A 24,004-nucleotide genomic window follows, 5' to 3' on the forward strand; every position below is an offset into this window, starting at 1 on the left:
CAAGGCACCGCCCCCACGCCGCCAGCAAGAGACTCTTCTGCAATGAGCATTCGATTTTCGGTCATCGGCCTCAACCACAGCCATATCTACGGGCAGGTCAATTGCCTGCTGCGGGCAGGCGCCGAACTGGTCGCCTTCCATGCGCCAGAGGACGAGCTCGCCAAGCCTTTCTTCGAGGCCTATCCCGGCGTCCGGCGTGCTCTGACCGCCGCAGAAATCTATGAGGACGACAGCATCGCCCTCATCACAACCGCCGCGATCCTTGACGAGCGCGCAGGCATCGCCATCGCCGCCATGCGCCATGGCAAGGACGTGATGAGCGACAAGCCGGGCATGATCAGCCTGGACCAGCTGGCTGCCGTCAAAACGGCGCAGCGCGAGACCGGCCGTATCTTCTCCATCTGCTATTCGGAGCATTTCGAGACCCGCTCCACCGTCAAGGCCGGTGAACTCGTCGCCGCCGGCGCGATCGGCGAGGTCATCAATACGGTTGGGCTCGGGCCGCACGCCATTCGCAACAACCAGCGCCCTGGATGGTTCTTCGAGCGTCAGCGCTATGGCGGCATTCTCTGCGATATCGGTTCGCACCAGTGCGAGCAGTTCCTGTTCTTTTCCGGCACGCTCGAGGCCGAGGTGATCTCGGCCAGCGTCGCCAACCGCGCCAATGCCGGCCAGCCCGGCCTGCAGGATTTCGGCGACATGCACCTCAAAACCCCACGCACCACCGGTTATGTCCGCGTCGACTGGTTCACGCCCTCCGGCCTGCCGACCTGGGGTGACGGACGGCTGACGATCCTCGGCACTGACGGCTATATCGAGCTTCGCAAATATATCGACATCGCCGGGCGGCCCGGCACCGATCACCTGTTCCTCGTCAACGGCGAGGGCGTACAGCATATCGACTGCAGCAGCGTCGAACTGCCCTACGGGCCGCAGCTTCTGGCCGATATTCGCGACCGCACCGAGACGGCGATGGGCCAGGACCACTGCTTCAAGGCGATGGAGCTCGCCCTCACCGCCCAGGCGATCGCGGAGCGCGGTACGGAGTGGCAGCAATGAGCGATATCAAGACAGTCGCCGTCGTCGGGGGCGGTATTGGCCGCTCGCACATCGTCGAGGGCTATCTCACCAACAAGGATAAATTCAAGCTGCTGGCGATCTGCGACCTTGATCCTGCACGGATGAACGGCCTCGCGGACGAATTCGGCATCGAGCGGCGGACGGCCCAGTTCGACGACCTGCTGGCCATGGGCGATCTCGACATCATCGATATCTGCACGCCGCCGATGGTGCACTATCCCATGGTGATGGCCGCGCTGGCAGCCGGCAAGCATGTCGTCTGTGAGAAGCCGCTGGTTGGTTCGCTGGCTGAGGTCGATGCCGTCATCGCCGCGGAAAAGCAGGCGCGCGGCCGGCTGATGCCGGTGTTCCAGTATCGCTTCGGCGATGGCGTGCAACAGGCCAAGGCGATCATCGATGCCGGCATCGCCGGCAAGCCCTATGTCGCGACAGTCGAGACGTTGTGGCGGCGCGAGGCTGACTATTATGCCGTGCCCTGGCGCGGCAAATGGCGGACGGAGCTTGGCGGCGTGCTGATGACGCATGCCATCCATCAGCACGACATGCTGACCTATCTGATGGGCCCGTTGAAGAGCCTGTTCGGCCGCGTAGCCACACGCGTCAACCCGATCGAGGTTGAGGACTGCGTTTCGGCGAGTGTGGAACTTGAAAGCGGGGCACTGGCCTCGCTCACCGCCACGCTGGGCGCGGCCGACGAGATCTCGCGCCTCCGCCTCGTTTTCGAGAACGTCACCTTCGAAAGCGACCACGAGGCTTACTCGCCCGGCAACAAGCCCTGGACCATCCTGCCGCGGAACGATGATACCCGCGCGCAGATCGATGCCCTGCTGGAGGGCTGGCAGCATGTACCGCAGCGCTTCGAGACGCAGATGGCGCTGTTCCACGCCGCGCTTGTTTCTGGCGGGCCGCTTCCTGTGACGAGTGCGGATTCGCGGCGAGCGCTCGAGATCGTGACGGCGTTCTACCATTCGTCGGAGACCCATTCCGAAGTGACATGGCCGATCGGTCCCGATCATCCGAAATATGAGAGCTGGCTGCCAGCAGGCGCCTAGGAGGTGACCATGGCCACGCGTGTCATGCTGCAACAGGTCCAGAAGCGCTATGGCGAAGTCGAAGTCATTCACGGCATCGACCTCTCTATCGAGCCGGGCGAGTTCGCCGTCTTCGTCGGCCCCTCTGGCTGTGGCAAGTCGACCCTGTTGCGCATGATCGCCGGCCTCGAACCGATCTCCGGCGGCGACCTGTTGATCGACGGCCAGCGCATGAACGCCGTGCCGGCCGCCAAGCGCGGCATTGCCATGGTGTTCCAATCCTATGCGCTCTACCCGCATATGAGCGTCTACCAGAACCTTGCCTTCGGATTGGAAACGGCGCGGCTGCCCAAGGCCGAGATCGCCACGCGCGTGGCGAGGGCGGCGGAGATCCTGCGCATTGAGCCTTTGCTGAAGCGCAAGCCGAAGCAACTCTCGGGCGGCCAGCGTCAGCGCGTCGCCATCGGCCGCGCCATCGTACGCGAGCCGCGGATTTTCCTGTTCGACGAGCCGCTCAGCAATCTGGATGCCGAGCTGCGTGTTCAGATGCGTGTCGAGATCGCCAAGCTGCACAAGGAGCTCGGCAACACGATGATCTATGTGACGCATGACCAGGTCGAGGCCATGACAATGGCCGACAAGATCGTCGTGCTGAGGGCAGGCAATATCGAACAGGTCGGCGCGCCGCTCGATCTCTACAACACGCCGCGCAACCTCTTCGTCGCCGGATTCATCGGCTCGCCGAAGATGAACATCCTCGCGGCCCGGGTTGAATCAGCCGATGGCGCGGGCGCGAAGCTGCTGGCCGCGGGACAGGCCATCGCTTTGCCGCGGGCGCTGCGGGCGAGCGGTCCGGGCGCCCGCGTCTCGGTCGGCGCGCGGCCTGAACACCTCATGATCGCGCCTGGATCGGGCATTCCCTTCGCCGATGTCACTGTCGATCTGGTCGAGCAGCTCGGCGGCCAGACCATGATCTATGCCACCACGGCGGGCGGCGAGGCGATGACCATCGCCGTCGACGGCCAGCAGAAGATCGCGCTCGGCACAGCGCTCACGACCCATGTCGATCCGGCTCGCCTGCACGTCTTCGACGCGGACGGCCTGGCGATCTGAGGTTCGACGGCCATGGGGGAGAGATCGACAGCGTTGAGCTGTCGCGGTTGGCGATCGTCAATCCGGCTGACCACACGCCCCAATAATTGGCGGAAATCTGCCTGACAGCAGCGTTCAATCGATCGGGCGTAGAGGGCGTAGTCTCGCCGTCGGTCCGTAGCGTTGCAGGACGCTCTCCAGGCTCGGCTTCGCTTCCGCGGGTTTGTCTTGCAGGAGATCGCGCTCGATGTCGTTCAGATGGCGTTCCATCTGTTCGACGGCGGCAACGGCGTCTCGTTTTTGGAGCAGATCCACCAACCGGCGGTGATCATGCGCCTTGCAGCAGGCGGTGACGTCGCTGTAGGTCGCGATCACCAGCGCGGATCGGCAGACGAGATTGAGCAGCGTCGTCTGAATGACGTTGTTGCCAGCGATGCTGCTGAGCAGCAGATGAAACTGGCCCGACAGACGCAGCGCTTCCCGCTGATCGTTGCGGTGATAGGCGTCGTCCTCCCGGTCGACGTGACGCTGCAGCGAGGAGAGGTCGTCTTCGGATGCCGAATCCACCAGCCGCCGCACGACATAGGGCTCAATCGCCTTGCGCGCTCCCAAAATGTCCATGGCTTCCTTGCGATCGGGAACGAGGACGAAGCAGCCCTTGTTCCTCTGCAATTCGACCAGCCGGTCCTGCTGAAGGCGGTGTATGGCGACACGGACGATCGTCCGGCTGACGCCATAGTGATGGCAGAACACGTCCTCGGGGAGCTTGGTGCCGGGATCGAGCGCCCGGTCCAGGATGGCGGAGACGACCGTGTCGTAGATCTCGTCGGGAACGCTCTCGACAGTGCCGGGTTCGGATCGCAGCTCCGGCCGGTCCAGATCCAAGGCTTCACTCATCGTCCAACACCCTTTCGTTCCCGGATTGATATCCAACAGCGGCGCCGCACGCAACACGTCTCGGATCAAGACGTCTTGTATTTACGATACGATCAGCACTCATTTCGTATTGACTGATGATGGATGTTTGCCCAAGCTTGGCGGCACCGAAGCCGGGTGGCATGCCCAAAGTCTGGAGTTCTTGATGGTCCGCAAACTCATTCTCGACGTCGATACCGGGACCGACGATGCGGTCGCGATCATGCTGGCCGCCCTGCATCCAGCGCTCGACCTCCTGGCCTGTACTACGGTCAACGGCAACATCCCGGTCGATCGATGCACCGACAACACGCTCCGCACGCTCGAATGGATCGGCCGCGGCGATATTCCCGTCTATGAGGGCCTGCCAACCCCGATCGTCCGCCCTGATTTCCCGACTCCGCGGGCGACGAAGCGGGATCCTAAAGTCCATATGAACGTGTTGCCGCTGCCCGCGCCGAAGGGTCAGCAGCAGCCGAAATCCGCGCCGGTCTTCCTGTCCGAAGCCTTTGCCGCGCAGCCGGGCAACATCACGCTGATCGCGGTCGGCCCGCTCTCCAATGTCGCGGCGGCGATCGCCATTGATCCGGCCTTCGCGTCGAATGTGGATGAGCTGATCATCATGGGCGGGGCGATCAACAAGTCAAACATAACGCCGTCCGCGGAGTTCAATATCTGGGCCGATCCCGAGGCGGCCGCCCAGGTCTTTCGCGCGGGCTTCCGCAAGGTGACCCTTGTCCCGCTCGATGCGACGCATGAAGCACTCGTCTCCCGCGAGCAGTGCGAGGCCCTTCGGAATCTCGGAACCGCCGCCGGCGTCGCCGCTGCCGATATCGTCGAGCACCGCATCCAGGGATACGAGGCCAATCAGCCGACGGGCACGCCTTCGACGGCGCCGGTCCACGATGCGGTTTGCGTCGCAGCGCTGGTCCAGCCAGGCATCATCGAGACGAAATTCGTCAATGTCGTCATCGAGACCATTGGCGAATACACAATTGGCAGGACCGTCGTGGATCACGAGACGCGCACGACCCGTCCGCCCAATTGCCATGTCGCCTTCCACGCCAACCGCACGGCCTTCCTGGCGATGCTGTCGGAGATTTTCTCAGGCGGACCCAAGGCCGGACCGCGATAGGCGGGCGGCCCCGCGGGCATCGTTCGATACAATCTTCAACAAGATTGTATCATTAATATCGCCGACCATGCCGGAGTCGCGATCCCCGCGACGCGTGCCGAAAGGTCGAGAGTTCGCGCCCATTCAGGGCGACCACGAGACGAGGGATCGCGATGATCAGCAAATCCACGCTTGTGACCGGCGCCAACGGCCTTCTCGGCTATGAGGTCGTTCGCCGCCTCGTTGCCGAGAGCCGCACCGTCGTCGCCGTCGATCGCAGCATCGGCGAAGTCGCGACGCTGACGGACCAGGCCTTCGAGCTCGAAATCGGCGATGTGCACAAGCTGCACGAGATCGCCGCGCGCTACGAGATCGACGCCATTGTCCATTGCGGCGGTTTCTCGGGCCCGATGGTGGGGCGCGACAACCCGGCCCTGATGTTCAAGGTCAATGTCGGCGGGACACTGGACATCGCCGAACTGGCCAGGCAGATCGCGCTTCGATCGGGCCGCTGCCGACTGGTGTTCTGCTCGTCCCTGACGGTCTATGGCGACCAGCCGGCTGACGACATCACCGAGGATTTTCCGCTCAGCCCGCGGCAGAGCTACCCGTCAAGCAAGATCGCCGGCGAGGCCATCCTTTCCGCCTATGCCGCGGAGCATGGCGTCGACGCGATCGTACTGCGCATCGCCGGAGTTTACGGCCCCCGCCGCAAGACCAGTTGCGTCCTGCGGCGGATGATCACCGACGCCCTTCAGGGGCGCCCGACCCATCTGCCCTACGGCATGGGTTTCCCGCGGCAATGGGTCTATGTCGACGACGTCGTCGCGGGCATCCTGCTGGCGCTCGATGTCGAGACGCGACCGAGCCGAACCTTCAACATCAGCGCCGGCGTCAATCCGACGATCGACGAAGCAGCCGCGATCATCCACGAGTTGATCCCGACCGCCGACATCACGCTTGATGAGGGGCCGGATCCGGAAGACGTCACGCTCGGCCGCCTGAGCATCGCGGCAGCGCAAAGGGAACTCGGCTTCAAACCCGGCGTCCCGCTTCGCCAAGGCATCGCGCGTCTCGTCGAGGCCATCACGGAACCACACCGCACGGAGAGGGACCGATAAGCTCATGACGAAAATCGCAATCATCGGCGCCGGCCAGGCCGGCTGCATCCTCGCCTACGCCCTCGTCAAAAGCGGATATCAGGTCACCCTGTATTCGGACAGGACACCGGAGCAGTGGCTGAACCATTCGGCGCCGACCGGGAGCGCGTGCCTCTACGCCGAAGTAATCGACATCGAGCGCGAACTGGGCATGGATTTCTGGTCACACGATATATTTCCGGCCGAAGGCGTCCTCCTGGAAAGCGCCCGCCATGCCAGCGATCCAGACGCGACGGTGTTGAAAGGCCGGCTCGAATATGGCCGCAAGGGCGGCGCCATAGACCAGCGGATGCGTATCCATCGCTGGCTGGAGGATTTCGAGGCGCTCGGCGGCACGCTGGTGATCGAGGGAGTCAGTCCTGAACGCGCCGACAAGATTGCTCTAGCCAACGATCTCACGGTCCTTGCCGCGGGTAAGGCCGATCTCGGGCGGCTGATCCCACGCGACGCCCATCGCAGCGTCTATGACCGTCCGCAGCGCAACCTGGCCATGACGATCGTCCGCAGCAAGTCTGGCCAGCATGTGAAGGACTGGTTCTCGGACCGCATCCCCTACAGTTCGACCAAATTCGATTTCTTCGCGGATTCAGGCGAGTATTTCGCCGTCCCCTATAACCACAAGACCGCCGGCCCGACCTATGCCTATCTGTTCGAGGCCAAGGAAGGCAGCCGGCTCGACCGGTTCGCGGGCGCCAGGTCCGGCGAAGAAGTGACCCAGCACGCACGCGACATCATTCGCGAATTCGCGCCCTGGGAGCATCACATGGTCGACGACATGGAATATGTGTCGGAAGATCCGCATGGATGGCTCGTCGGCCGCTTCGCGCCGATGGTCCGCCGGCCCTTTGGCCGTCTCCCATCAGGCGGACTCATCATGCCTGTCGGCGATACGGCGATCACCTTTGATCCGATCTGCGGGCAAGGCGGTAACTTCGCCAGCCGGAGCGCGAAATATCTGGCGGACGAGATTGTCCGTCATGGCGACCAGCCGTTCGACGAACTCTGGATGACGGAAGTCAATCTCGGCATGTGGGAAAAATATGGTCGCGGCAGCTGCGAGCTGACCCGGCTCTTCCTCGAGCCGCCATCACCGGCCACCCAGATCGTGCTCGATGTGGCGCGGAACGATCCGAGGGCGGCGGACGCCTACTATTACGGGTTCCCGCGTCCTGGCAGCATCATCTCCGCGCTGACCGACATCAATGTCGCGCGGTCGTTTGCGGGCCAGTTTGATATCCAGCAGACCGGCTAGGCCAAGATGACACCATCCGATCCGGCCCATATTGCCGCCGAGAATGCTGTGTCGTTGCAGACCTTTCGCGAGGGCATGAGCCGCCTCGGCGCCGCCGTGAACATCATCACGTCGGACGGGCCGAACGGACAGCTCGGCTTCACCGCAACCGCGGTCTGCAGCCTCAGCGCCGAGCCGCCTTCGCTGCTTGTCTGCATGAACCGGCAGAGCCAGCAGAATGCACCCTTGAAGGCCAACGGCGTCCTTTGCGTCAACACACTGGCATCGCACCACGAGCCGCTCTCGGGCGTCTTCTCAGGCGTCGGAAAGCTCGAAATGGCTGAACGATTTCGGCGGGCGCAATGGTCGACGATGATCACCGGCTCTCCGGCGCTGGACGATGCCGTGGTGTCGTTCGATTGCCGGATCGATCAGGTTGTCGAGATCAATACCCATAGCCTCCTGATCGCCCATGTGCTCGGCATCAAGATCGGCCATGAAATACGCAGTCTGATGTATTTGAACAGGACCTATCACGAACTCGGGACGGCATTTTCCTACCCGGAGAGTTCCCGACCCTGGTTGTGATGGCAGCTGGGCTCGACGTCGAAGAGTGTCGCGGCCGTCTCCAGGAATGTGCTCCGGTCGTACTGACAGGTCCGGTGGCGCAACCGGAGGGATCGGCGTCGTGTTCGTGCGTCCTCGATCGAATCCACCCGTCCTCAATGAACGCCACATCCGGGCCCGTGACTGCCGCGCCTGTGCTGAATCGCCGACCGCCGAAGCATTCCGTCGAGAACCGAGCGGCCGAGCCGAATCTCTGGCTCAACTGAGGTCGCACGATCAGCTCGAAGAAGCCAGATCATGTCGATGGGCAGTGGCGACCTGGGTTCGACAGTTATCGAACGCGCGATTTCAACAATATCGATTGGCTGCGTTTTGAGAAGGATGGTGGGCGTGACAGGGATTGAACCTGTGACCCCTACGATGTCAACGTAGTGCTCTCCCGCTGAGCTACACGCCCATCCTATTCCGTGCCGGGCGGGACCGGCTGCGTGGCGAGGGTATAGAGGATCGGTTCGCCGCGTTCAAGCCCGTCTATGCATGCCTTTTCGGGGCCTGTTGACAAGCTCCGTTTCAGGCTGCCAGCAGACGCTCCACTTCGGTGACCAGTTCGCGCAGGTGGAAAGGCTTGGACAGAACCTTGGCATCGCGCGGCGCGTTCGAATCCGGATTGAGGGCCACGGCGGCGAAGCCGGTGATGAACATGACCTTGAGATCGGGATCGAGCTCCGTGGCGCGGCGCGCCAACTCGATGCCGTCCATCTCCGGCATGACGATATCTGTGAGAAGGAGCGTAAACGGCTCTTCGCGGATCCGCTCATAAGCGCTGCGGCCATTGTCGAACGACACAACGTCGTAACCCGCGTTCTGCAGCGCCTTGGCCAGGAAGCGGCGCATGTCGTTGTCGTCTTCGGCGAGAAGGATGCGGTTCATCAGAATTCCATGCCAGGCAGGCGATCCGGTCGGAAGGCGGTCAGGCGCTGTGCGCCGCGCGCGAATCTTAAGTCCCGATGCGGTAAAGATCGAATGAATGGCGGCACGAAGCCGCTGGACCGGTTCGGTTGTGGACTTCACCGTACCATATTGGCAACATGCCGGCAGCCTAACCCGCCGCAGTCTTGTGGAGCAATCCAATCCCTTCCGATGCCGCCCAGCCACCGTTCGAGGTCGTCGCGCCCGCCGACCAGCGGCTTCCGTTCGTGTTCAATTCCCCGCATAGCGGCCGCGCCTACCCGGCCGACTTCCTCGCCGCGTCCCGCCTCGATGAGCGCGCGATACGCCGCTCTGAAGACACCTATGTCGACGAACTCTTCCTGTCGGTGGTGCCGCTCGGCGCGCCGCTGATGCGCGCCCACTTCCCGCGCGCCTGGCTCGACGTCAACCGTGAGCCCTATGAACTCGATCCCGGCATGTTCGACGGCGAACTGCCGCCCTATGCCAATGTCCGCTCGATGCGGGTTGCCGGCGGGCTCGGCACCATCGCCCGAGTCGTCTCGGAAAATGTCGAGATCTATGCGCACCCGCTGCAGGTGGCCGAAGCGCTCGACCGGATCGAGGGTGTCTACAAGCCATATCACGCGGCCCTGGACACCCTGCTCCAGGCGACACGGCAACGCTTCGGCTTCGCCGTCCTGGTCGATTGCCATTCGATGCCGTCCTCGGTGCGGACGGCGCCTGGCCGCGTCCGCGCCGATTTCGTGCTCGGCGACCGCTACGGCGCGAGCTGCGCGCCGGAGATCGCCGATGCCGCGGCCACCGTCCTGACCGAGTTGGGCTACACGGTTGCGCGCAACAAGCCTTATGCGGGCGGCTATATCACCGAGCACTACGGGCGGCCCGCCGAGGGGCTGCATGCCCTTCAGGTCGAGATCAATCGCGGGCTCTACATGAATGAGCGCAACTTCCAGCCCACGGCCGATTTCATCCGCGTGGCCGCCGACATCGTTGCCTTCGCGCGGGCGCTGTCGGAGCTGCCCGACGGCGGACTTTGGCCGCTCGGCTTGGCGGCGGAATAGACGCCGCTAGATCGGAGAGCTGGAGACAAGAAAAAGGGCCGCTCGCAAGGCGAGGCGGCCCAAGTCTAGGGAGGAAACGCCCAAGGAGGGCAGCGGGAACTCGACGCCAATCGAGCTACCGCATTGCAATAATTTGCTCGTGCACTGCAAAAATATCAAGAGGGAATTTCAACTTTCTTGCAATGCGGATCGGAAGGCGCTTTATGCGATCGACCGCGCTGGCCGACTGGTCATAAAGATGAAGACAATCAATGCTTTGATCGGCGGCGCCTGCGAACGCCTGCAAGGCCGAAACTGACTCGACGGCCGCTGGAGAACCTACCGATGATCGATCCCGCACTGCTTCCTTTCCTCGATCGCCTCGCTGATTCTGCCACTGAAGCAATCATGCCGCATTTCCGGGCATCGGGTCAGGTCGACAACAAGGCGACCTCGGGCTTCGATCCCGTGACCGCCGGAGACCGGGCTGCGGAGGCCGCCCTGCGACGCCTCATCAACGAGACTTTTCCCGCGCATGGCATCATGGGCGAAGAATATGGCGACGAGAACCTGGACGCGGAGCATGTCTGGGTGCTCGATCCGATCGACGGAACCCGCGCCTTCATCTCGGGCCTGCCCGTCTGGGGCACGCTGATCGGGCTCCTGTCAGGCGGCAGACCGGCGCTGGGAATGATGGCGCAGCCGTTTACCGGCGAGCGCTTTTCTGGCGATGGCTTATCGGCTCGTTATACGGGCCCCGGTGGTCCGCGCGCCTTGAGGACGCGCGCCTGCGACGGGCTTCGGAACGCCGTCTTGTCGACGACGACACCGGCCCTTTTCAAAGGCGCGGAACGCGAGGCTTATCTGCGCGTCGAGGAACAGGTGCGCCTCGTGCGCTATGGCTATGATTGTTACGCCTACTGCATGGTCGCAGCCGGCTTCATGGACGCCGTGATCGAGACCGGACTGCACGCTTACGACATCGTCGCACTGATCCCGGTGATCGAGGGGGCCGGCGGCCGTGTCACCAATTGGGAAGGCGGGCCAGCCTCTGCCGGCGGCCGCGTCGTGGCCGCGGGGGATCTCCGCTTGCACGCGGAGATCCTTGATGCAATCAACCGTTAGCGGCTGATCGAAATCAATTCGTTGTCGCTCGCGCTGTCCTTCGAGGCAAACGCCGCGATCGTGACGATCGTCGCCGTGCCGCCGATGACGACCGCGGGAACGACGAACGAAGACGCAGGAGCCTGGCCGGCGACCTGCGCCGGCGCATTGCAAGCACCCGAACCGGCCACCGTCGTGATGGTGTTCGCGCCGAGCGTCTTCGAGCAGCCGTCGGCATAAGCCAAAACAGCCTGGCCACCCTTCGAGATCATCACCCGGCTGCCCGGGGCGACTTCGGCATTCGCCGAAATCTTGACAAAACCCTTGCCGCTGTCGACGAGGACAGGCCCCGAGACACCGGAGAGCGTTGCAGCAGATGCCGCCGACACAAGGCCGACAGCAAGAATCGTACTCGCCATGAGACGAATCATTGATCGCTCCATTGTTGCCAGCCGGCCAACCCACGCGGCTGGCTGATATTAACTCCCCCTTTTACAGGGTAGTCTACCGCGACGCAAACGCAATGCTGTCTTGCAACAACAAAGGCCAAAACCTGCGCTCGCCCTATCGATTTACTGTCCAGCGTCGCGAATGTGCCACCTTTTCAACCTGAAGCAGCAGCCAAGCCTCCACCCGACTCGAAGCGGGGCACTTGAGCTCTCTCGATGGACAACCTTAAGAGGCGCCGTGCGAGAGCACACCTGCACCATTGATAAAGTCTACCATAAGCAAGCATATCAGTAAAACGTGTCAGTCCTTGGTCGCCGGAATGAAAGCATCGAAGGCCGCCCAGAATGCCGCGCGGATCGAATCCCGCTCCATGAGGATCTCATGCCGGGCTCCGGCAAGGACGATCTCACTGCCAAGCCGCATATTGCGGACGAAACGCTCCGTCGCCAGCGGACGCACGACCTTGTCTGCGCCGGCTGTCATGACCAGCGTCGGGACCGCGATTGCTGCGGCGAACGTCGGATCGGCCGCGTCGCGCATGGCGTGGCAGGCGGCGTTGAGCCAGCCGATGGTGGGCGGGCCGATGCAGAGCTCCGGACGGCTGGCCGCGATGGCCCGCATGCGCGCGAAGCGACGCGCGTCGCCGGTGAGCGGATTGGTATAGAAGCTGCGTTCCTCGAGCCGCACGAGGCCGGCGCCCGGAGGATAAAAGTCGCCGAGCCCCAGCGAAGCAAGCGTCGCGGAAGCCGAGCGGACGAACCAGCGTGGCGGGTTCATCGAACCAAGCTCGAGCAGCGGCGATGTCAGCACAATGCGCGAGAATGTGAGTCCCGAGCGGCGCACATGGCGGAGAAGAATCAGGCCCCCCGTTGAATGAGCCAGCGCGAAATGCGGCGCTGGACAATCCGGCAGGACGAACTCGCGCAGGAACGTTTCGAGGTCGCGGTCATAATCCGAGAAATCCTCGACATGGCCCTTGCGCGGGTCGGGCAGCGGCCGGTCGGAACCACCTTGGCCGCGCCAGTCCATGGTCGCGACGGCAAAGCCCCGCTGCAGCAATTCGCCGATGACCTCGAAATACTTCTCGATCGTCTCGGCCCGCCCGTGCAGCAGCGAGACTGTTCCTTTCACCGCGCCCGCCGGTCGCCAGCGAGCGACACGCAGGCGAACGCCATCTTGCGTCGTCACGACTGTCTCGTGAACGCCTTCAGGCAGGGGATTGTCAGGCAGCGAGATGAAGCTCATCGGCCGAACGGGAACACCACGAACGCATCAGGCCGAGTGCGGCAGGGGCAACGGCGACGGGCAGGATTACCCGGCCGCACGATAGCGACGCGGCCGCGGGATGGCTAGGCTCGTGCGTTAGCAAGCCCGACGATCGGCCGTGACGGCAGCAGCCCTCTTGAGCCTTGAAGAATCGAGACCGGCGGCATCGCTCTCGATGCCGCCGGCCCCGCACCTCCGGTCGCGGGCGGGCGGATAGCGACCGGCGGGAGAATTACCAGCGACGCCAGTCCTGGCCCCAGCCACGACCCTGACCCCAATCGTCAGCCGGACGCTGGCGCAGCACATCGCCCGAGCGGGCGTCGACCACGAGGATCACGTCCTGGCCACGGGCACCGGCGCGGACGATTGTGACGTCCCGACGCTCGCGAATGATCTGGACGTCGTAATAGCCGCGGTGGCGAAGGGTTCTGACCAACTGTCCTGGAGGCATGCGCCAGTCCGGCGCAGGCGCATAGACGGGCGGGGGGCCGAAGCGCCCGGGCGGTGGGGGCGGCGGAAAGAAGCCGCCATCATCGCCGCGCCAGCCGCTCTCGCCTGCTTCCTGATAGCCATAGGTTCCGCCACCGACGGGGCGGTAGTCGAGATCACCGGCTACGGCCGGCAGGGTCAGGGCGCTGACAACGAGGCTGGATGCGAGAAGGGCCTTGAACATGACCGGGTCTCCGAAAACCCGGCGGGCAAGGATCGCCGCCGGAATGATCGAACCCTAGCGGGACTGGCCTGAACCGGATCCGAACCGGCCGTTCATCCGCTGTTCAGGTCGGAATTCAGCCCTCTTGACGCCCGCGAAGCACTCCCCATATCGAGGCTGCGGGCGCCATCAGGGCCCGCCGAAGGACGCCGGAAACCGGGCCGTTTGGCCGGTTTCAAAGCGATGTTCGAAACCCCTGTCGCTCTCAGGAGGACTTGTCATGCGCACGTTTGATCTCACCCCCCTCTATCGCTCCACCGTCGGCTTTGACCGTCTCTTCTCGCTGCTCGACCAGACCGCTGGTGTTGAGAACGGCGTTCCCGGCTATCCGCCCTATAATATCGAGCGGACCGGCGAAAACGCCTATCGCATCACCATGGCCGTCGCCGGTTTCAGCGATAAGGAGCTCTCGATCGAGTCGCGCCAGAACGCGCTGACCGTCAAGGGCGAGAAGAAGGTCGAGGAAGGCCAGAACGCCGAGGTGCTCTATCGCGGCATTGCTGGCCGCAGCTTCGAGCGCCGGTTCCAGTTGGCCGACCATGTCGAGGTACGCGGCGCGAGCCTTGAGAACGGCCTGCTCCATGTCGATCTTGTCCGCGAGATTCCCGAGGCGATGAAGCCCCGGCAGATCGCGATTGCCAATGCCAACACGGCTGGCAAGCAGATCGAGCAGCAGGCCGCGTAAGGCGGCCGCATCTGAAAGAGTGGGACTTCGAGCGCCCCGCCGATCGGCGGGGCGCTTTTTAATGCTCAGTCGATGAGCCCTACAAACTGGTCGATTTCATTGGGAGCGGTGCGAAAGCTCGTCACGAGGCGAACGAGAACCTCGCCCTCCCCCGCCTCTCCGACACCGAGCCCGCTCGCCGGCCAAGGATAATAAAGAGCGCCCGCCGATTTCAGCCGTTGATCGGCGTCACGCGACAGGAAGGCGAACACTTCATTGCCATCAGGCGACAGAGCGAGGCGCGCCTCGCGCGCGGCCTCGATCCCGTCCGCCAGCAACCGCGCCATGTCATTGGCATGCCGGGCGAGGTCGAGCCAGTGATCCCGGGCGAGATAGGCCGCAAACTGCGCGGCGATAAAGCGGCTCTTCGAGAAGACGTGGCCGGCGCGTTTGCGCTGGAAATCGAAACCCTTCGCCTTCTCGGGGTCGAAGAAGATCACCGCCTCTGCGGCGAAGCAGCCATTCTTCGAGCCCCCGAATGAGAGCATGTCGACTCCGGCCCTCCAGGTGATGTCTGCTGGCGTGACCCCGAGCCCGACGACGGCATTGGCAAAGCGCGCTCCATCCATGTGAAGCGGCAACCCGGCCGCCTTAGCCACGACTGCAATGGCTGACACCTCGTCGGCTGAATAGGCCGTCCCCGCTTCGGTCAGTTGGCTGATCGAAACCGATGCCGGCTGGCCGTGAAAGACGGCTTCAGGCGGATAGAGACCGATCGCAGCTTCGAGCATTTCCGGCGTCAGCTTGCCCTTTGCGCCGGTGATCCCATGCAGCCGGCCGCCACCTGAAAGGAATTCAGGCGCGCCGGCCTCGTCCGCCGCGATATGGGCGGTGCTATGACAGAAGATGACACCCGCCGGCCTTGCCACGTGGGCGAGAGCCAGCGCATTGGCAGCCGTGCCAGTCCCAACAAAGGAGACGGATACCTCGCGTTCGAAAAGCCTCGACATCGCGGCTGCGACATCGGCCGAAAGCGGGTCGCCGCCATAGGCGGGCGCATATCCTCCAGCCGCCACAAGCAGCGCTTCGGCCACCTGAGGCGAGGCACCGGTCCAATTGTCGCTTGCGAAGATCATGCTCATCCTGTGCTGTTATGCGGTCGCCGCCGCACGATCTCCCGGTCGCGTCGCGCAAGAAAACTGCGTCGACGCTGGCACGGCGGTTCGGAAAGATCGATTGCCTCGGTGCCGCCGAAACAAACATAATGAATTGCCTCGTCCGGCGCTTGCGCGGTGAGGTGAAGTCTGGCATTTTGGCGCGCTTTTAATAGGACAGGATTGCTGTCCCATTTTATAAGCTGCGACACGACGCTGCGTGGCATGCGTCGCGCAGCCATGCAAGCTTCGGGAACGAAACTTGCTAGAAGAAATCCGGGGCTCACGCATCTGCGTGGCAACCGGTGAAGGGGGAAGACCGGTCTGGGCGACAAGCGCCGCGATCGGACGGTTCACGCGAGAACGAGCGAGGGCATCGAGATGCCGATGGCGAAGAGCGAAACGGAAATGCGGTTGGCGGAAGCGGGTTCGAACCGCGCGACCAAAAGCACGGTCGCTCGCGCCGATATCGCGCCGCCGAGCATGCCGCTCGCGCCCGGAAAGCAGGGGCTTTACGACCCGCGCAACGAGCACGACGCCTGCGGCGTCGGCTTCATCGCCAATCTGAAGAACGAGAAGTCGCACCGCATCGTCCGGAGCGGCCTCGAGATCGTGCAGAACCTCACCCATCGCGGTGCCGTCGGCGCGGATCCGCTGATGGGCGACGGCGCGGGCATGCTCGTCCAGATTCCGCATCGCTTCTTCATCGACGAGGCCGCGCGCCTCGGCTTCGATCTGGGCGAGCCCGGCTCCTATGCCGTCGGCTTCCTGTTCCTGCCGAAGGACCCGGAAATCCGTGCCGGAATGGCGAAGCTCGTCGAGGAAGTCGTTGCAGAGGAGGGCCAGGTTCTGCTCGGCTGGCGCGACGTGCCGGTCGACAACTCGTCGCTCTCCAAGGCACCCGACATCGCGGCGACCGAGCCATTTCATCGCCAGGTCTTCATCGGCCGCGGCAAGCTGATCGAGAGCGAGGCCGAATTCGAGCGGCGGCTCTTCATCATCCGCAAGGTCATCTCGAACCGCATCTATGCGGCCTATTCCGGCCTCGACAACGACTTCTATGTTGTGTCGCTGTCGGCGCGGACCATCGTCTACAAGGGCATGTTCCTCGCCTATCAGCTCGGCGACTATTATCTCGACTTCCACGATGAGCGTTTCGAGAGCGCGCTGGCCCTCGTACATCAGCGTTTCTCGACCAACACGTTCCCGTCCTGGCGCCTCGCCCATCCCTACCGGATGGTGGCCCATAACGGCGAGATCAACACGGTCCGTGGCAACGTCAACTGGATGGCGGCGCGGCAGGCCTCGGTCGATTCGGAGCTCTACGGCAACGACATCTCGAAGCTGTGGCCGATCTCCTATGAGGGGCAGTCGGACACCGCCTGCTTCGACAACGCGCTCGAATTCCTCGTGCAGGGCGGCTATTCGCTGCCCCATGCCGCGATGATGCTCATTCCCGAAGCTTGGGCAGGCAACCCGCTGATGGATGAGGAGCGGCGTGCCTTCTACGAGTACCATGCCGCATTGATGGAGCCGTGGGACGGGCCTGCTGCGGTCGCCTTCACCGACGGCATCCGCATCGGCGCGACGCTCGACCGCAACGGCCTGCGTCCGGCGCGCTATCTGGTCACCGAGGATGGCGATGTCGTCCTTTCCTCGGAAGCCGGCGTGCTGCCGATTCCCGAAGAGAAGATCATCACCAAGTGGCGGCTGCAGCCCGGCAAGATGCTGCTGATCGACCTCGAGGAAGGCCGCATCGTCTCCGACGAGGAGATCAAGCACCAGCTTGCCTCCAAGCTGCCCTACCAGGCTTGGCTCTCGCGCACCCAGATCGTGCTCGAGGACCTGCCGCCCGTGCCGCCGCGCGCCCCGCGCACGGATGTGAGCCTGCTCGATCGTCAGCAGGCCTTCGGCTACACCACCGAGGACCTTCGCCTTCTGATGGCGCCGATGGCGACCACCGGCCAGGAAGCGGTCGGCTCGATGGGCACGGACACACCGATCTCCGTCCTCTCGGACAAGTCGAAGCTGCTCTACACCTATTTCAAGCAGAACTTCGCGCAGGTCACCAACCCGCCGATCGATCCGATCCGTGAAGAGCTCGTCATGAGCCTCGTCTCGTTCATCGGGCCGCGGCCGAACCTTTTCGATTTGCAGGGTGCAGGCCGCCGCAAGCGGCTCGAAGTGCGCCAGCCGATCCTGGAGAATGGCGATCTCGAGAAGATCCGTGCCATCGGCGAGCTGGACGACAACCCGTTCCAGTCGAAGACGCTCGACATCACCTATGCGGCCGACAAGGGCGCCGACGGCATGGTCGACGCGCTAGAGCGGCTCTGTGAGCGCGCCGAGGCGGCGGTGCATGGCGGCTACAACATCATCATCCTCTCGGACCGCATGGTCGGGCCGGAGCGGATTCCGATTCCGGCGCTGCTCGCCACCGCCGGCGTGCACCATCACCTGATCCGCAAGGGCCTCAGGACCTCGGTCGGCCTCGTCGTCGAGACCGGCGAGGCGCGCGAGGTGCATCATTTCTGCGTGCTGGCCGGCTACGGCGCCGAGGCGATCAATCCCTATCTCGCCTTCGAGACGCTGACCGACATGAAGAAGGACTTCCCCGAGGAAGTCGACGCGGAGGAACTCGTCCACCGCTACGTCAAGTCGATCGACAAGGGCATCCTGAAGGTCATGTCCAAGATGGGCATTTCGACCTACCAGTCCTATTGCGGCGCGCAAATCTTCGATGCGATCGGCCTCTCCTCGGCTTTCGTCGACCGCTATTTCTTCGGCACCGCCACCACCATCGAAGGTGTCGGCCTCGCCGAGATCGCGGCCGAGACCGTACGGCGCCATTCCGAAGCCTTCGGCAATGTCGCGGTGCTGCGTTCGGCGCTCGACATCGGCGGGGAGTATAACTTCCGCAAGCGTGGCGAACGCCATGCCTGGACGCCGGATTCGGTCGCGAACCTGCAGCATGCGGTCCGCGTCGGCTCCTGGTCGCGCTATGAAGACTATGCCCGGGAGATGAACGAGCAGTCGAAGGCGCTGCTCACCATCCGCGGCCTGTTCGACATCAAGTTGGCGGAGGATGTCGGCGCGGCCGCCGTGCCGCTCGACGAGGTCGAGTCGGCCGCCGAGATCGTCAAGCGCTTCGTCACCGGCGCGATGAGCTTTGGCTCGATTTCGCGCGAGGCGCATACGACGCTCGCGATCGCCATGAACCGGATCGGCGGCAAGTCGAACACCGGCGAGGGCGGCGAGGAAGCGGAACGCTTCGTGCCGATGGCGAATGGCGACACCATGCGCTCGGCGATCAAGCAGGTTGCCTCGGGCCGTTTCGGCGTCACCACGGAATATCTCGTCAACTCCGACGTGATGCAGATCAAGGTGGCGCAGGGTGCCAAGCCCGGCGAAGGCGGCCAGTTGCCCGGCCACAAGGTCGACGCGACGATCGCCAAGGTTCGTCACTCGACGCCGGGCGTCGGCCTCATCTCGCCGCCGCCGCATCACGACATCTATTCGATCGAGGACCTCGCGCAGCTCATCTTCGACCTTAAGAACGTCAACCCGGCGGCCGACGTCTCGGTGAAGCTCGTGTCGGAAGTCGGTGTCGGCACGGTTGCGGCCGGCGTCGCCAAGGCGCGTGCCGACCACATCACCGTCTCGGGCTTCGAAGGTGGCACGGGTGCATCGCCGCTGACCTCGCTGAAGCATGCCGGGTCGCCGTGGGAAATCGGCCTTGCCGAAACGCAACAGACGCTCGTCCTGAACGGGCTCCGCTCGCGTGTCGCGCTCCAGGTTGATGGTGGCTTCCGTACCGGCCGCGACGTCGTCATCGGCGCGCTGCTCGGCGCGGACGAGTTCGCCTTCTCGACAGCACCGCTGATCGCGGCCGGCTGCGTGATGATGCGCAAGTGTCACCTGAACACCTGCCCGGTCGGAATCGCGACGCAGGACCCGGTGCTCCGCAAGCGCTTCAAGGGCACGCCCGAGGACGTCATCAACTTCTTCTTCTTCGTCGCCGAGGAAGTGCGCCAGTTGATGGCCGCCATGGGCATCCGCCGCTTCGAGGAGTTGATCGGCCAGTCCGACCGGCTGGAGAAGCGGCGCGTGATAGAGCATTGGAAGGCGCACGGCATCGACTTCACCAAGCTGTTCTTCAAGCCGGACGCCCCGCGCGATGCGATCCGTCACACCGAGCGGCAGAAGCACCCGATCGACGCTGTTCTCGATCGGCGCCTGATCGCGGAAGCGTTGCCGGCTCTCGAAAGCGGGACGCCGGTCAAGATCAGCGCGATGATCAAGAACACCGATCGTTCGGCCGGCGCGATGCTTTCCGGCGAGGTGGCGAAGCGCTATGGCGGCGATGGCCTGCCGGACGACACGATCGCCGTGACGCTGACCGGCACAGCCGGCCAGAGCTTCGGCGCGTTCCTGGCCCGCGGCGTCTCGATCGAGCTGATCGGCGAAGGCAACGACTATGTCGGCAAGGGTCTCTCGGGCGGGCGCCTCGTCGTGCGCCCGGCGCCGGAAAGCCGCGTCGTGCCTGAGCAGTCGATCATCGTCGGCAACACGGTTCTCTATGGCGCCACCGAGGGCGAAGCCTATTTCCGCGGCGTCGCCGGCGAGCGCTTCTCCGTGCGCAATTCGGGCGCCATCGCCGTGGTCGAAGGCTGCGGCGATCATGGCTGCGAATACATGACCGGCGGCATCGTCGTCGTCATCGGCCAGACCGGGCGCAACTTCGCGGCCGGCATGTCCGGCGGCATCGCTTATGTGCTCGACGAGGACGACAGCTTCTCCTCGCGCTGCAACCTGTCGATGGTCGAGATCCAGCCTGTCCAGGAAGAGGACGACCTGCTCGAGAAGCTGCACCATCATGGCGGCGATATCGAGCACAAGGGCCGGATCGACATCTCGTCCAACATGAACCGCTTCGACGACGAGCGGCTGCACCGCCTGATCTCGCAGCATCTTCACTATACGGGCTCCGAGCGCGCCCGGACGATCCTCGACAACTGGGCCGCCTATCGGCCGAAGTTCAGGAAGGTCATGCCGGTCGAATACCGGCGCGCGCTTATCGAAATGGAACGCGCCCGCTACGGCGTGGCGGCCGAGTAGGGGACGGGCATGGGAAAGGTTACAGGCTTCCTCGAGATCGACCGCCAGGATCAGAAGTACCAGCCGGCTTCAGACCGGATCCGGCACTTCCGGGAATTCACCCTGCGCCTCACCGATCACGAGGTGAAGCAGCAGGCGGCGCGCTGCATGGATTGCGGCATCCCCTATTGCCATGGCGATACGGGCTGTCCGGTGCATAACCAGATTCCGGACTGGAACGATCTCGTTTATTCCGGCGACTGGCAGGAAGCCTCGCGCAACCTGCACTCGACCAACAACTTCCCGGAGTTCACCGGCCGCATCTGCCCCGCCCCGTGTGAGGAAGCCTGCACGCTGAACCTCGAAAACGTGCCGGTCGCGATCAAGTCTGTCGAGCAGACGATCGCCGACAAGGGCTGGGAAAACGGCTGGATCAAGCCGGAAATCTCGGTCACGCGGACAGGCAAGAAGGTCGCCGTGGTCGGCTCGGGCCCGGCGGGCCTCGCCGCCGCGCAGCAGCTCGCCCGCGCCGGCCATGACGTGCATGTCTATGAGCGCGAGCCCAAGGCCGGCGGCCTGCTCCGCTATGGCATTCCCGACTTCAAGATGGAGAAGCACCTCATCGACCGACGGGTCGCGCAGATCGAGGCCGAGGGCGCGACATTCCATTATGGGGCCGACGTCGGCCGCACCCTGCCGGTCGACGAATTGATCGCTGGCCATGACGCGGTGCTGCTCACCGCGGGCGCGGAAGATCCGCGCGATCCCAAGCTCCCGGGCGTCGAGCTGGAAGGCGTGCATTACGCGATGCCGTTCCTCGTCCAGCAGAACCGCCGGGTCGGTCGCGAGGACGTCACCGAAGAGCCGATCATCGCCACCGGCCGCCGCATCGTCGTCATTGGCGGCGGTGACACCGCTTCTGACTGCGTCGGTACGGCGTTCCGCCAGGGCGCCTTGGCCGTGACGCAGCTCGACATCCGCCCGATGCCGCCGCTGCGCGAGGACAAACTGAATGTCTGGCCCTATTGGCCGACCAAGTTCCGCACCTCCTCCTCGCAAGCCGAAGGCGCCGAGCGCGAGTTCGCCTGCGCAACGCTGCGCGTCGTCGGCAAGAACGGCAAGGTCACGGGCGTCGAATGCGCCCGCGTCGACGAAAAGCGTCGGCCGATCGAAGGCACGGAATTCATCATCCGCGCCGATCTCGTCTTCGTCGCCATCGGCTTTGCCGGCCCGAAGAAGGAAGGTCTCGTCGCCGAACTCGGCCCCGAGCTCGACCGGCGCGGCAATGTAAAGGCCGATACCGAGCGCTATGCCACTTCGGTCGACAAGGTCTATGTGGCCGGCGACATGCGTCGTGGCCAGTCACTGGTGGTCTGGGCTATCCGTGAAGGCCGCCAGGCGGCCCATGCCATCGATAAGGACCTGATGGGCGCCACTAGTCTCGCCTGGTGAATCCCCCAAAGGCGTATGGCCCAATAGCGGCCAACACGCCTTTGGACTTATACATCACGCCGAAAGTAGGTTGATCGCGATCAACTGAACTCTCGGCGCACGTGATAATTTTCGCTCCTGCCGCGGCAGACTTTGCTTGCGGTGGGAGGGATGTCATCATGCATAAGCACCTACGCCCATCGCGGGTCGTGTGGGCCGCCATGGCCTGCGCGACGATGCTGGCCGGGGCATTGTCTGCGGCCAGCGCCGTAGAACCGGCCAAGAAGCCCAACATAGTCGTCATCATGGGCGACGACATCGGCTGGTCCAATATCGGCGTTTATAATCAGGGCATCATGTCGGGGCGCACGCCGCATCTCGACCAGATCGCCAATGAAGGCATGCGCTTCACGGACTATTATGCCGAGGCGAGCTGCACGGCAGGCCGCGCCAATTTCATCACCGGCGAATTGCCCATTCGAACCGGAATGACGACGGTAGGCCAGGCAGGTGCATCGATCGGCATTCCCGCGGAGGCGGTGACGATCGCACAGGCGCTCAAGGGAGAAGGGTATGCGACGGGCCAGTTCGGCAAGAACCATCTTGGCGATCTGAACAAGTTCCTGCCGACGGTGCACGGCTTCGACGAGTTCTTCGGCTACCTTTATCATCTCGATGCGATGGAAGATCCGTCGCACCCCAACTATCCGCAAAATCTGCTCGACGTCGTCGGCCCGCGCAACATGATCCATTCATGGGCGACGAACGTCGATGATCCGACGGTCCAGCCGCGCTGGGGCGCCATCGGCAAGCAGAAGATCGAGGATGCCGGCCCGCTTTATCCCCCTCGTATGGAAACGGTCGACGACGAGATTCTGAGCAACGCGCTGCAATTCGTCGACAAGGCCAAGGCGGCGAAAAAGCCATTCTTCCTGTGGCTGAACCCGACGCGTATGCACGTCGTCACGCATCTCTCCGAGAAATACGAGAAGATGCGGACTGCCGAGAACGGCTGGTCGGAAGAAGAGGCCGGCATGGCCCAGCTCGACGATATCGTCGGTTCCGTCATGACCTATCTGAAGACCAACGGCCTCGATGACAACACCATTGTCGTCTTCACCACCGACAACGGCGCCGAGAACTTCACCTGGCCCGATGGCGGCCAGACGCCGTTCGCGGGCGGCAAGGGAACCGCGCTCGAGGGCGGCTTTCGCGTGCCGGCTCTTGTGCGCTGGCCCGGCCATGTTCCGGCCGGCAAGGTGGAAAACAGCATCATCTCCGGCCTCGACTGGTTCCCGACCTTCCTGGCGGCCGCCGGCAGTCCCGACATCTCCAGCAAGCTTCTTGAGGGCACCAAGATCGGCGACCAGACCTTCAAGGTGCATCTCGACGGCTACAACCAGCTTGACCTGATCACGGGCAAGGGCCCCTCGAACCGACATGAAATCTACTATTTCACGGAAAGCACGCTCGGCGCCGTCCGCATCGACGACTACAAGTATCGCTTCACCGATCAGCCGAATGGCTGGATCGGCGCGACCGAGAAGGTCGACTGGCCGATCCTGACCAATCTCCGGCTCGACCCCTATGAGCGCACGGGCTTGTCGGACGGCAAGTCGGGTTCGCTCGCTTACTACAACTGGTTTGCCTACCAGTTCTGGCGCTTTGTCTTCGTGCAGCAGGAAGTTGCCAGGGAGGCGCAGACCTTCATCGACTTCCCACCGATGCAGGCCGGCGCCAGCTTCAACATGTCGGCGGTGAAGGCGCAGATCGACGCCGCCATCGCATCCCAGTCTGCGGGAAAATAGCCGCCCAAGCCGTGTCGCGCCGCTCTTTATGGCGGCGCGACGACCTTGGTGGAGGTGGTCGCAGAACCGGGCAGCTAAGTGCTAGTCTCCCGCTCGGAAGTTCACGCCATCGGGGGAGGCGTCGATCCGCTTCGTTC

The 24,004-nt window shown here is 63.7% G+C and carries 19 protein-coding genes and 1 tRNA gene; 13 read left to right on the forward strand and 7 right to left on the reverse strand.

Annotated features, from left to right (window positions below):
* Positions 1-42 precede the first annotated feature (42 nt).
* The 3 genes from BUB39_RS18980 to BUB39_RS18990 are packed head-to-tail and all read left to right on the forward strand — an operon-like array spanning position 43 to position 3,224.
* Positions 43-1,059: a Gfo/Idh/MocA family protein gene (locus tag BUB39_RS18980; RefSeq protein ID WP_073056589.1), complete on the forward strand. Its 1,017-nt coding sequence runs from the start codon at positions 43-45 to the stop codon at positions 1,057-1,059.
* Positions 1,056-2,132: a Gfo/Idh/MocA family protein gene (locus tag BUB39_RS18985; RefSeq protein WP_073056591.1), complete on the forward strand. Its 1,077-nt coding sequence runs from the start codon at positions 1,056-1,058 to the stop codon at positions 2,130-2,132. Before BUB39_RS18980 ends, BUB39_RS18985 begins: the two co-directional genes overlap by 4 nt.
* Before the next feature lie 9 nt (positions 2,133-2,141).
* A complete protein-coding gene (locus tag BUB39_RS18990) occupies positions 2,142-3,224 on the forward strand; it encodes an ABC transporter ATP-binding protein (RefSeq protein ID WP_073056593.1) in 1,083 nt (360 codons plus the stop codon).
* 114 nt (positions 3,225-3,338) lie between these two features.
* Here BUB39_RS18990 and BUB39_RS18995 read toward each other — a convergent pair whose 3' ends face one another.
* Positions 3,339-4,100 (reverse strand): GntR family transcriptional regulator, encoded by a 762-nt coding sequence (locus BUB39_RS18995; protein WP_073056595.1) that lies wholly within the window; start codon positions 4,098-4,100, stop codon positions 3,339-3,341.
* 184 nt (positions 4,101-4,284) lie between these two features.
* Here BUB39_RS18995 and BUB39_RS19000 point away from each other — a divergent pair, with 184 nt between their 5' ends.
* The 4 genes from BUB39_RS19000 to BUB39_RS19015 all read left to right on the forward strand — a co-directional run bounded on the left by BUB39_RS19000 (position 4,285) and on the right by BUB39_RS19015 (position 8,211).
* Positions 4,285-5,253 (forward strand): nucleoside hydrolase, encoded by a 969-nt coding sequence (locus BUB39_RS19000; protein ID WP_073056598.1) that lies wholly within the window; start codon positions 4,285-4,287, stop codon positions 5,251-5,253.
* 152 nt (positions 5,254-5,405) lie between these two features.
* Positions 5,406-6,353, forward strand: coding sequence for an NAD-dependent epimerase/dehydratase family protein (locus BUB39_RS19005; RefSeq protein ID WP_073056601.1), 948 nt, complete (start codon positions 5,406-5,408; stop codon positions 6,351-6,353).
* Positions 6,354-6,357: 4 nt separating this feature from the next.
* On the forward strand, positions 6,358-7,644 hold the full coding sequence (locus tag BUB39_RS19010) for a styrene monooxygenase/indole monooxygenase family protein (RefSeq protein WP_073056604.1): 1,287 nt from the start codon (positions 6,358-6,360) through the stop codon (positions 7,642-7,644).
* Positions 7,645-7,650: 6 nt separating this feature from the next.
* Positions 7,651-8,211 (forward strand): flavin reductase, encoded by a 561-nt coding sequence (locus BUB39_RS19015; RefSeq protein ID WP_073056607.1) that lies wholly within the window; start codon positions 7,651-7,653, stop codon positions 8,209-8,211.
* A 361-nt stretch (positions 8,212-8,572) separates the two neighbouring features.
* On the opposite strand, the gene BUB39_RS19020 is transcribed toward BUB39_RS19015, so the two are convergent.
* Positions 8,573-8,647 (reverse strand) — tRNA-Val (locus BUB39_RS19020).
* 113 nt (positions 8,648-8,760) lie between these two features.
* A complete protein-coding gene (cpdR, locus tag BUB39_RS19025) occupies positions 8,761-9,120 on the reverse strand; it encodes a cell cycle two-component system response regulator CpdR (protein ID WP_073056609.1) in 360 nt (119 codons plus the stop codon).
* Positions 9,121-9,320: 200 nt separating this feature from the next.
* Between cpdR and BUB39_RS19030 the strand changes: the two genes are divergently transcribed.
* A complete protein-coding gene (locus BUB39_RS19030; RefSeq protein WP_073056946.1) occupies positions 9,321-10,202 on the forward strand; it encodes an N-formylglutamate amidohydrolase in 882 nt (293 codons plus the stop codon).
* Positions 10,203-10,526: 324 nt separating this feature from the next.
* Positions 10,527-11,306 (forward strand): histidinol-phosphatase, encoded by a 780-nt coding sequence (gene hisN, locus BUB39_RS19035; protein WP_073056612.1) that lies wholly within the window; start codon positions 10,527-10,529, stop codon positions 11,304-11,306.
* Here the strand turns inward: hisN and BUB39_RS19040 are convergent.
* The 3 genes from BUB39_RS19040 to BUB39_RS19050 all read right to left on the reverse strand — a co-directional run bounded on the left by BUB39_RS19040 (position 11,303) and on the right by BUB39_RS19050 (position 13,674).
* Entirely contained in the window at positions 11,303-11,704 is a 402-nt protein-coding gene (locus tag BUB39_RS19040) for a hypothetical protein (RefSeq protein WP_139251537.1), read from the reverse strand. The two genes, hisN and BUB39_RS19040, sit on opposite strands and share 4 nt — an antisense overlap.
* 331 nt (positions 11,705-12,035) lie before the next feature.
* Positions 12,036-12,980, reverse strand: coding sequence for an alpha/beta fold hydrolase (locus BUB39_RS19045; RefSeq protein ID WP_073056617.1), 945 nt, complete (start codon positions 12,978-12,980; stop codon positions 12,036-12,038).
* Positions 12,981-13,233: 253 nt separating this feature from the next.
* Complete coding sequence (locus BUB39_RS19050; protein WP_073056620.1) at positions 13,234-13,674, reverse strand: hypothetical protein; 441 nt, start codon at positions 13,672-13,674, stop codon at positions 13,234-13,236.
* A gap of 259 nt (positions 13,675-13,933) precedes the next feature.
* On the opposite strand from BUB39_RS19050, the gene BUB39_RS19055 reads away from it, so the two are divergent.
* On the forward strand, positions 13,934-14,398 hold the full coding sequence (locus BUB39_RS19055; RefSeq protein ID WP_073056623.1) for an Hsp20 family protein: 465 nt from the start codon (positions 13,934-13,936) through the stop codon (positions 14,396-14,398).
* 65 nt (positions 14,399-14,463) lie between these two features.
* Here the strand turns inward: BUB39_RS19055 and BUB39_RS19060 are convergent, their stop codons facing one another.
* The gene (locus tag BUB39_RS19060; protein ID WP_073056948.1) at positions 14,464-15,513 is read right to left on the reverse strand and encodes a threonine aldolase family protein; all 1,050 of its coding nucleotides are present in this window, start codon (positions 15,511-15,513) and stop codon (positions 14,464-14,466) included.
* Between the two features lie 399 nt (positions 15,514-15,912).
* On the opposite strand from BUB39_RS19060, the gene gltB reads away from it, so the two are divergent.
* From gltB to BUB39_RS19075, 3 genes are all read left to right on the forward strand, one after another.
* Positions 15,913-20,649 (forward strand): glutamate synthase large subunit, encoded by a 4,737-nt coding sequence (gene gltB, locus BUB39_RS19065; RefSeq protein ID WP_084527672.1) that lies wholly within the window; start codon positions 15,913-15,915, stop codon positions 20,647-20,649.
* A gap of 9 nt (positions 20,650-20,658) precedes the next feature.
* Positions 20,659-22,080, forward strand: coding sequence for a glutamate synthase subunit beta (locus BUB39_RS19070; RefSeq protein ID WP_073056627.1), 1,422 nt, complete (start codon positions 20,659-20,661; stop codon positions 22,078-22,080).
* A gap of 200 nt (positions 22,081-22,280) precedes the next feature.
* Complete coding sequence (locus BUB39_RS19075; protein WP_073056951.1) at positions 22,281-23,867, forward strand: arylsulfatase; 1,587 nt, start codon at positions 22,281-22,283, stop codon at positions 23,865-23,867.
* Positions 23,868-24,004 lie beyond the last annotated feature (137 nt).

This window comes from Kaistia soli DSM 19436, from assembly GCF_900129325.1.
Classification (GTDB): domain Bacteria; phylum Pseudomonadota; class Alphaproteobacteria; order Rhizobiales; family Kaistiaceae; genus Kaistia; species Kaistia soli.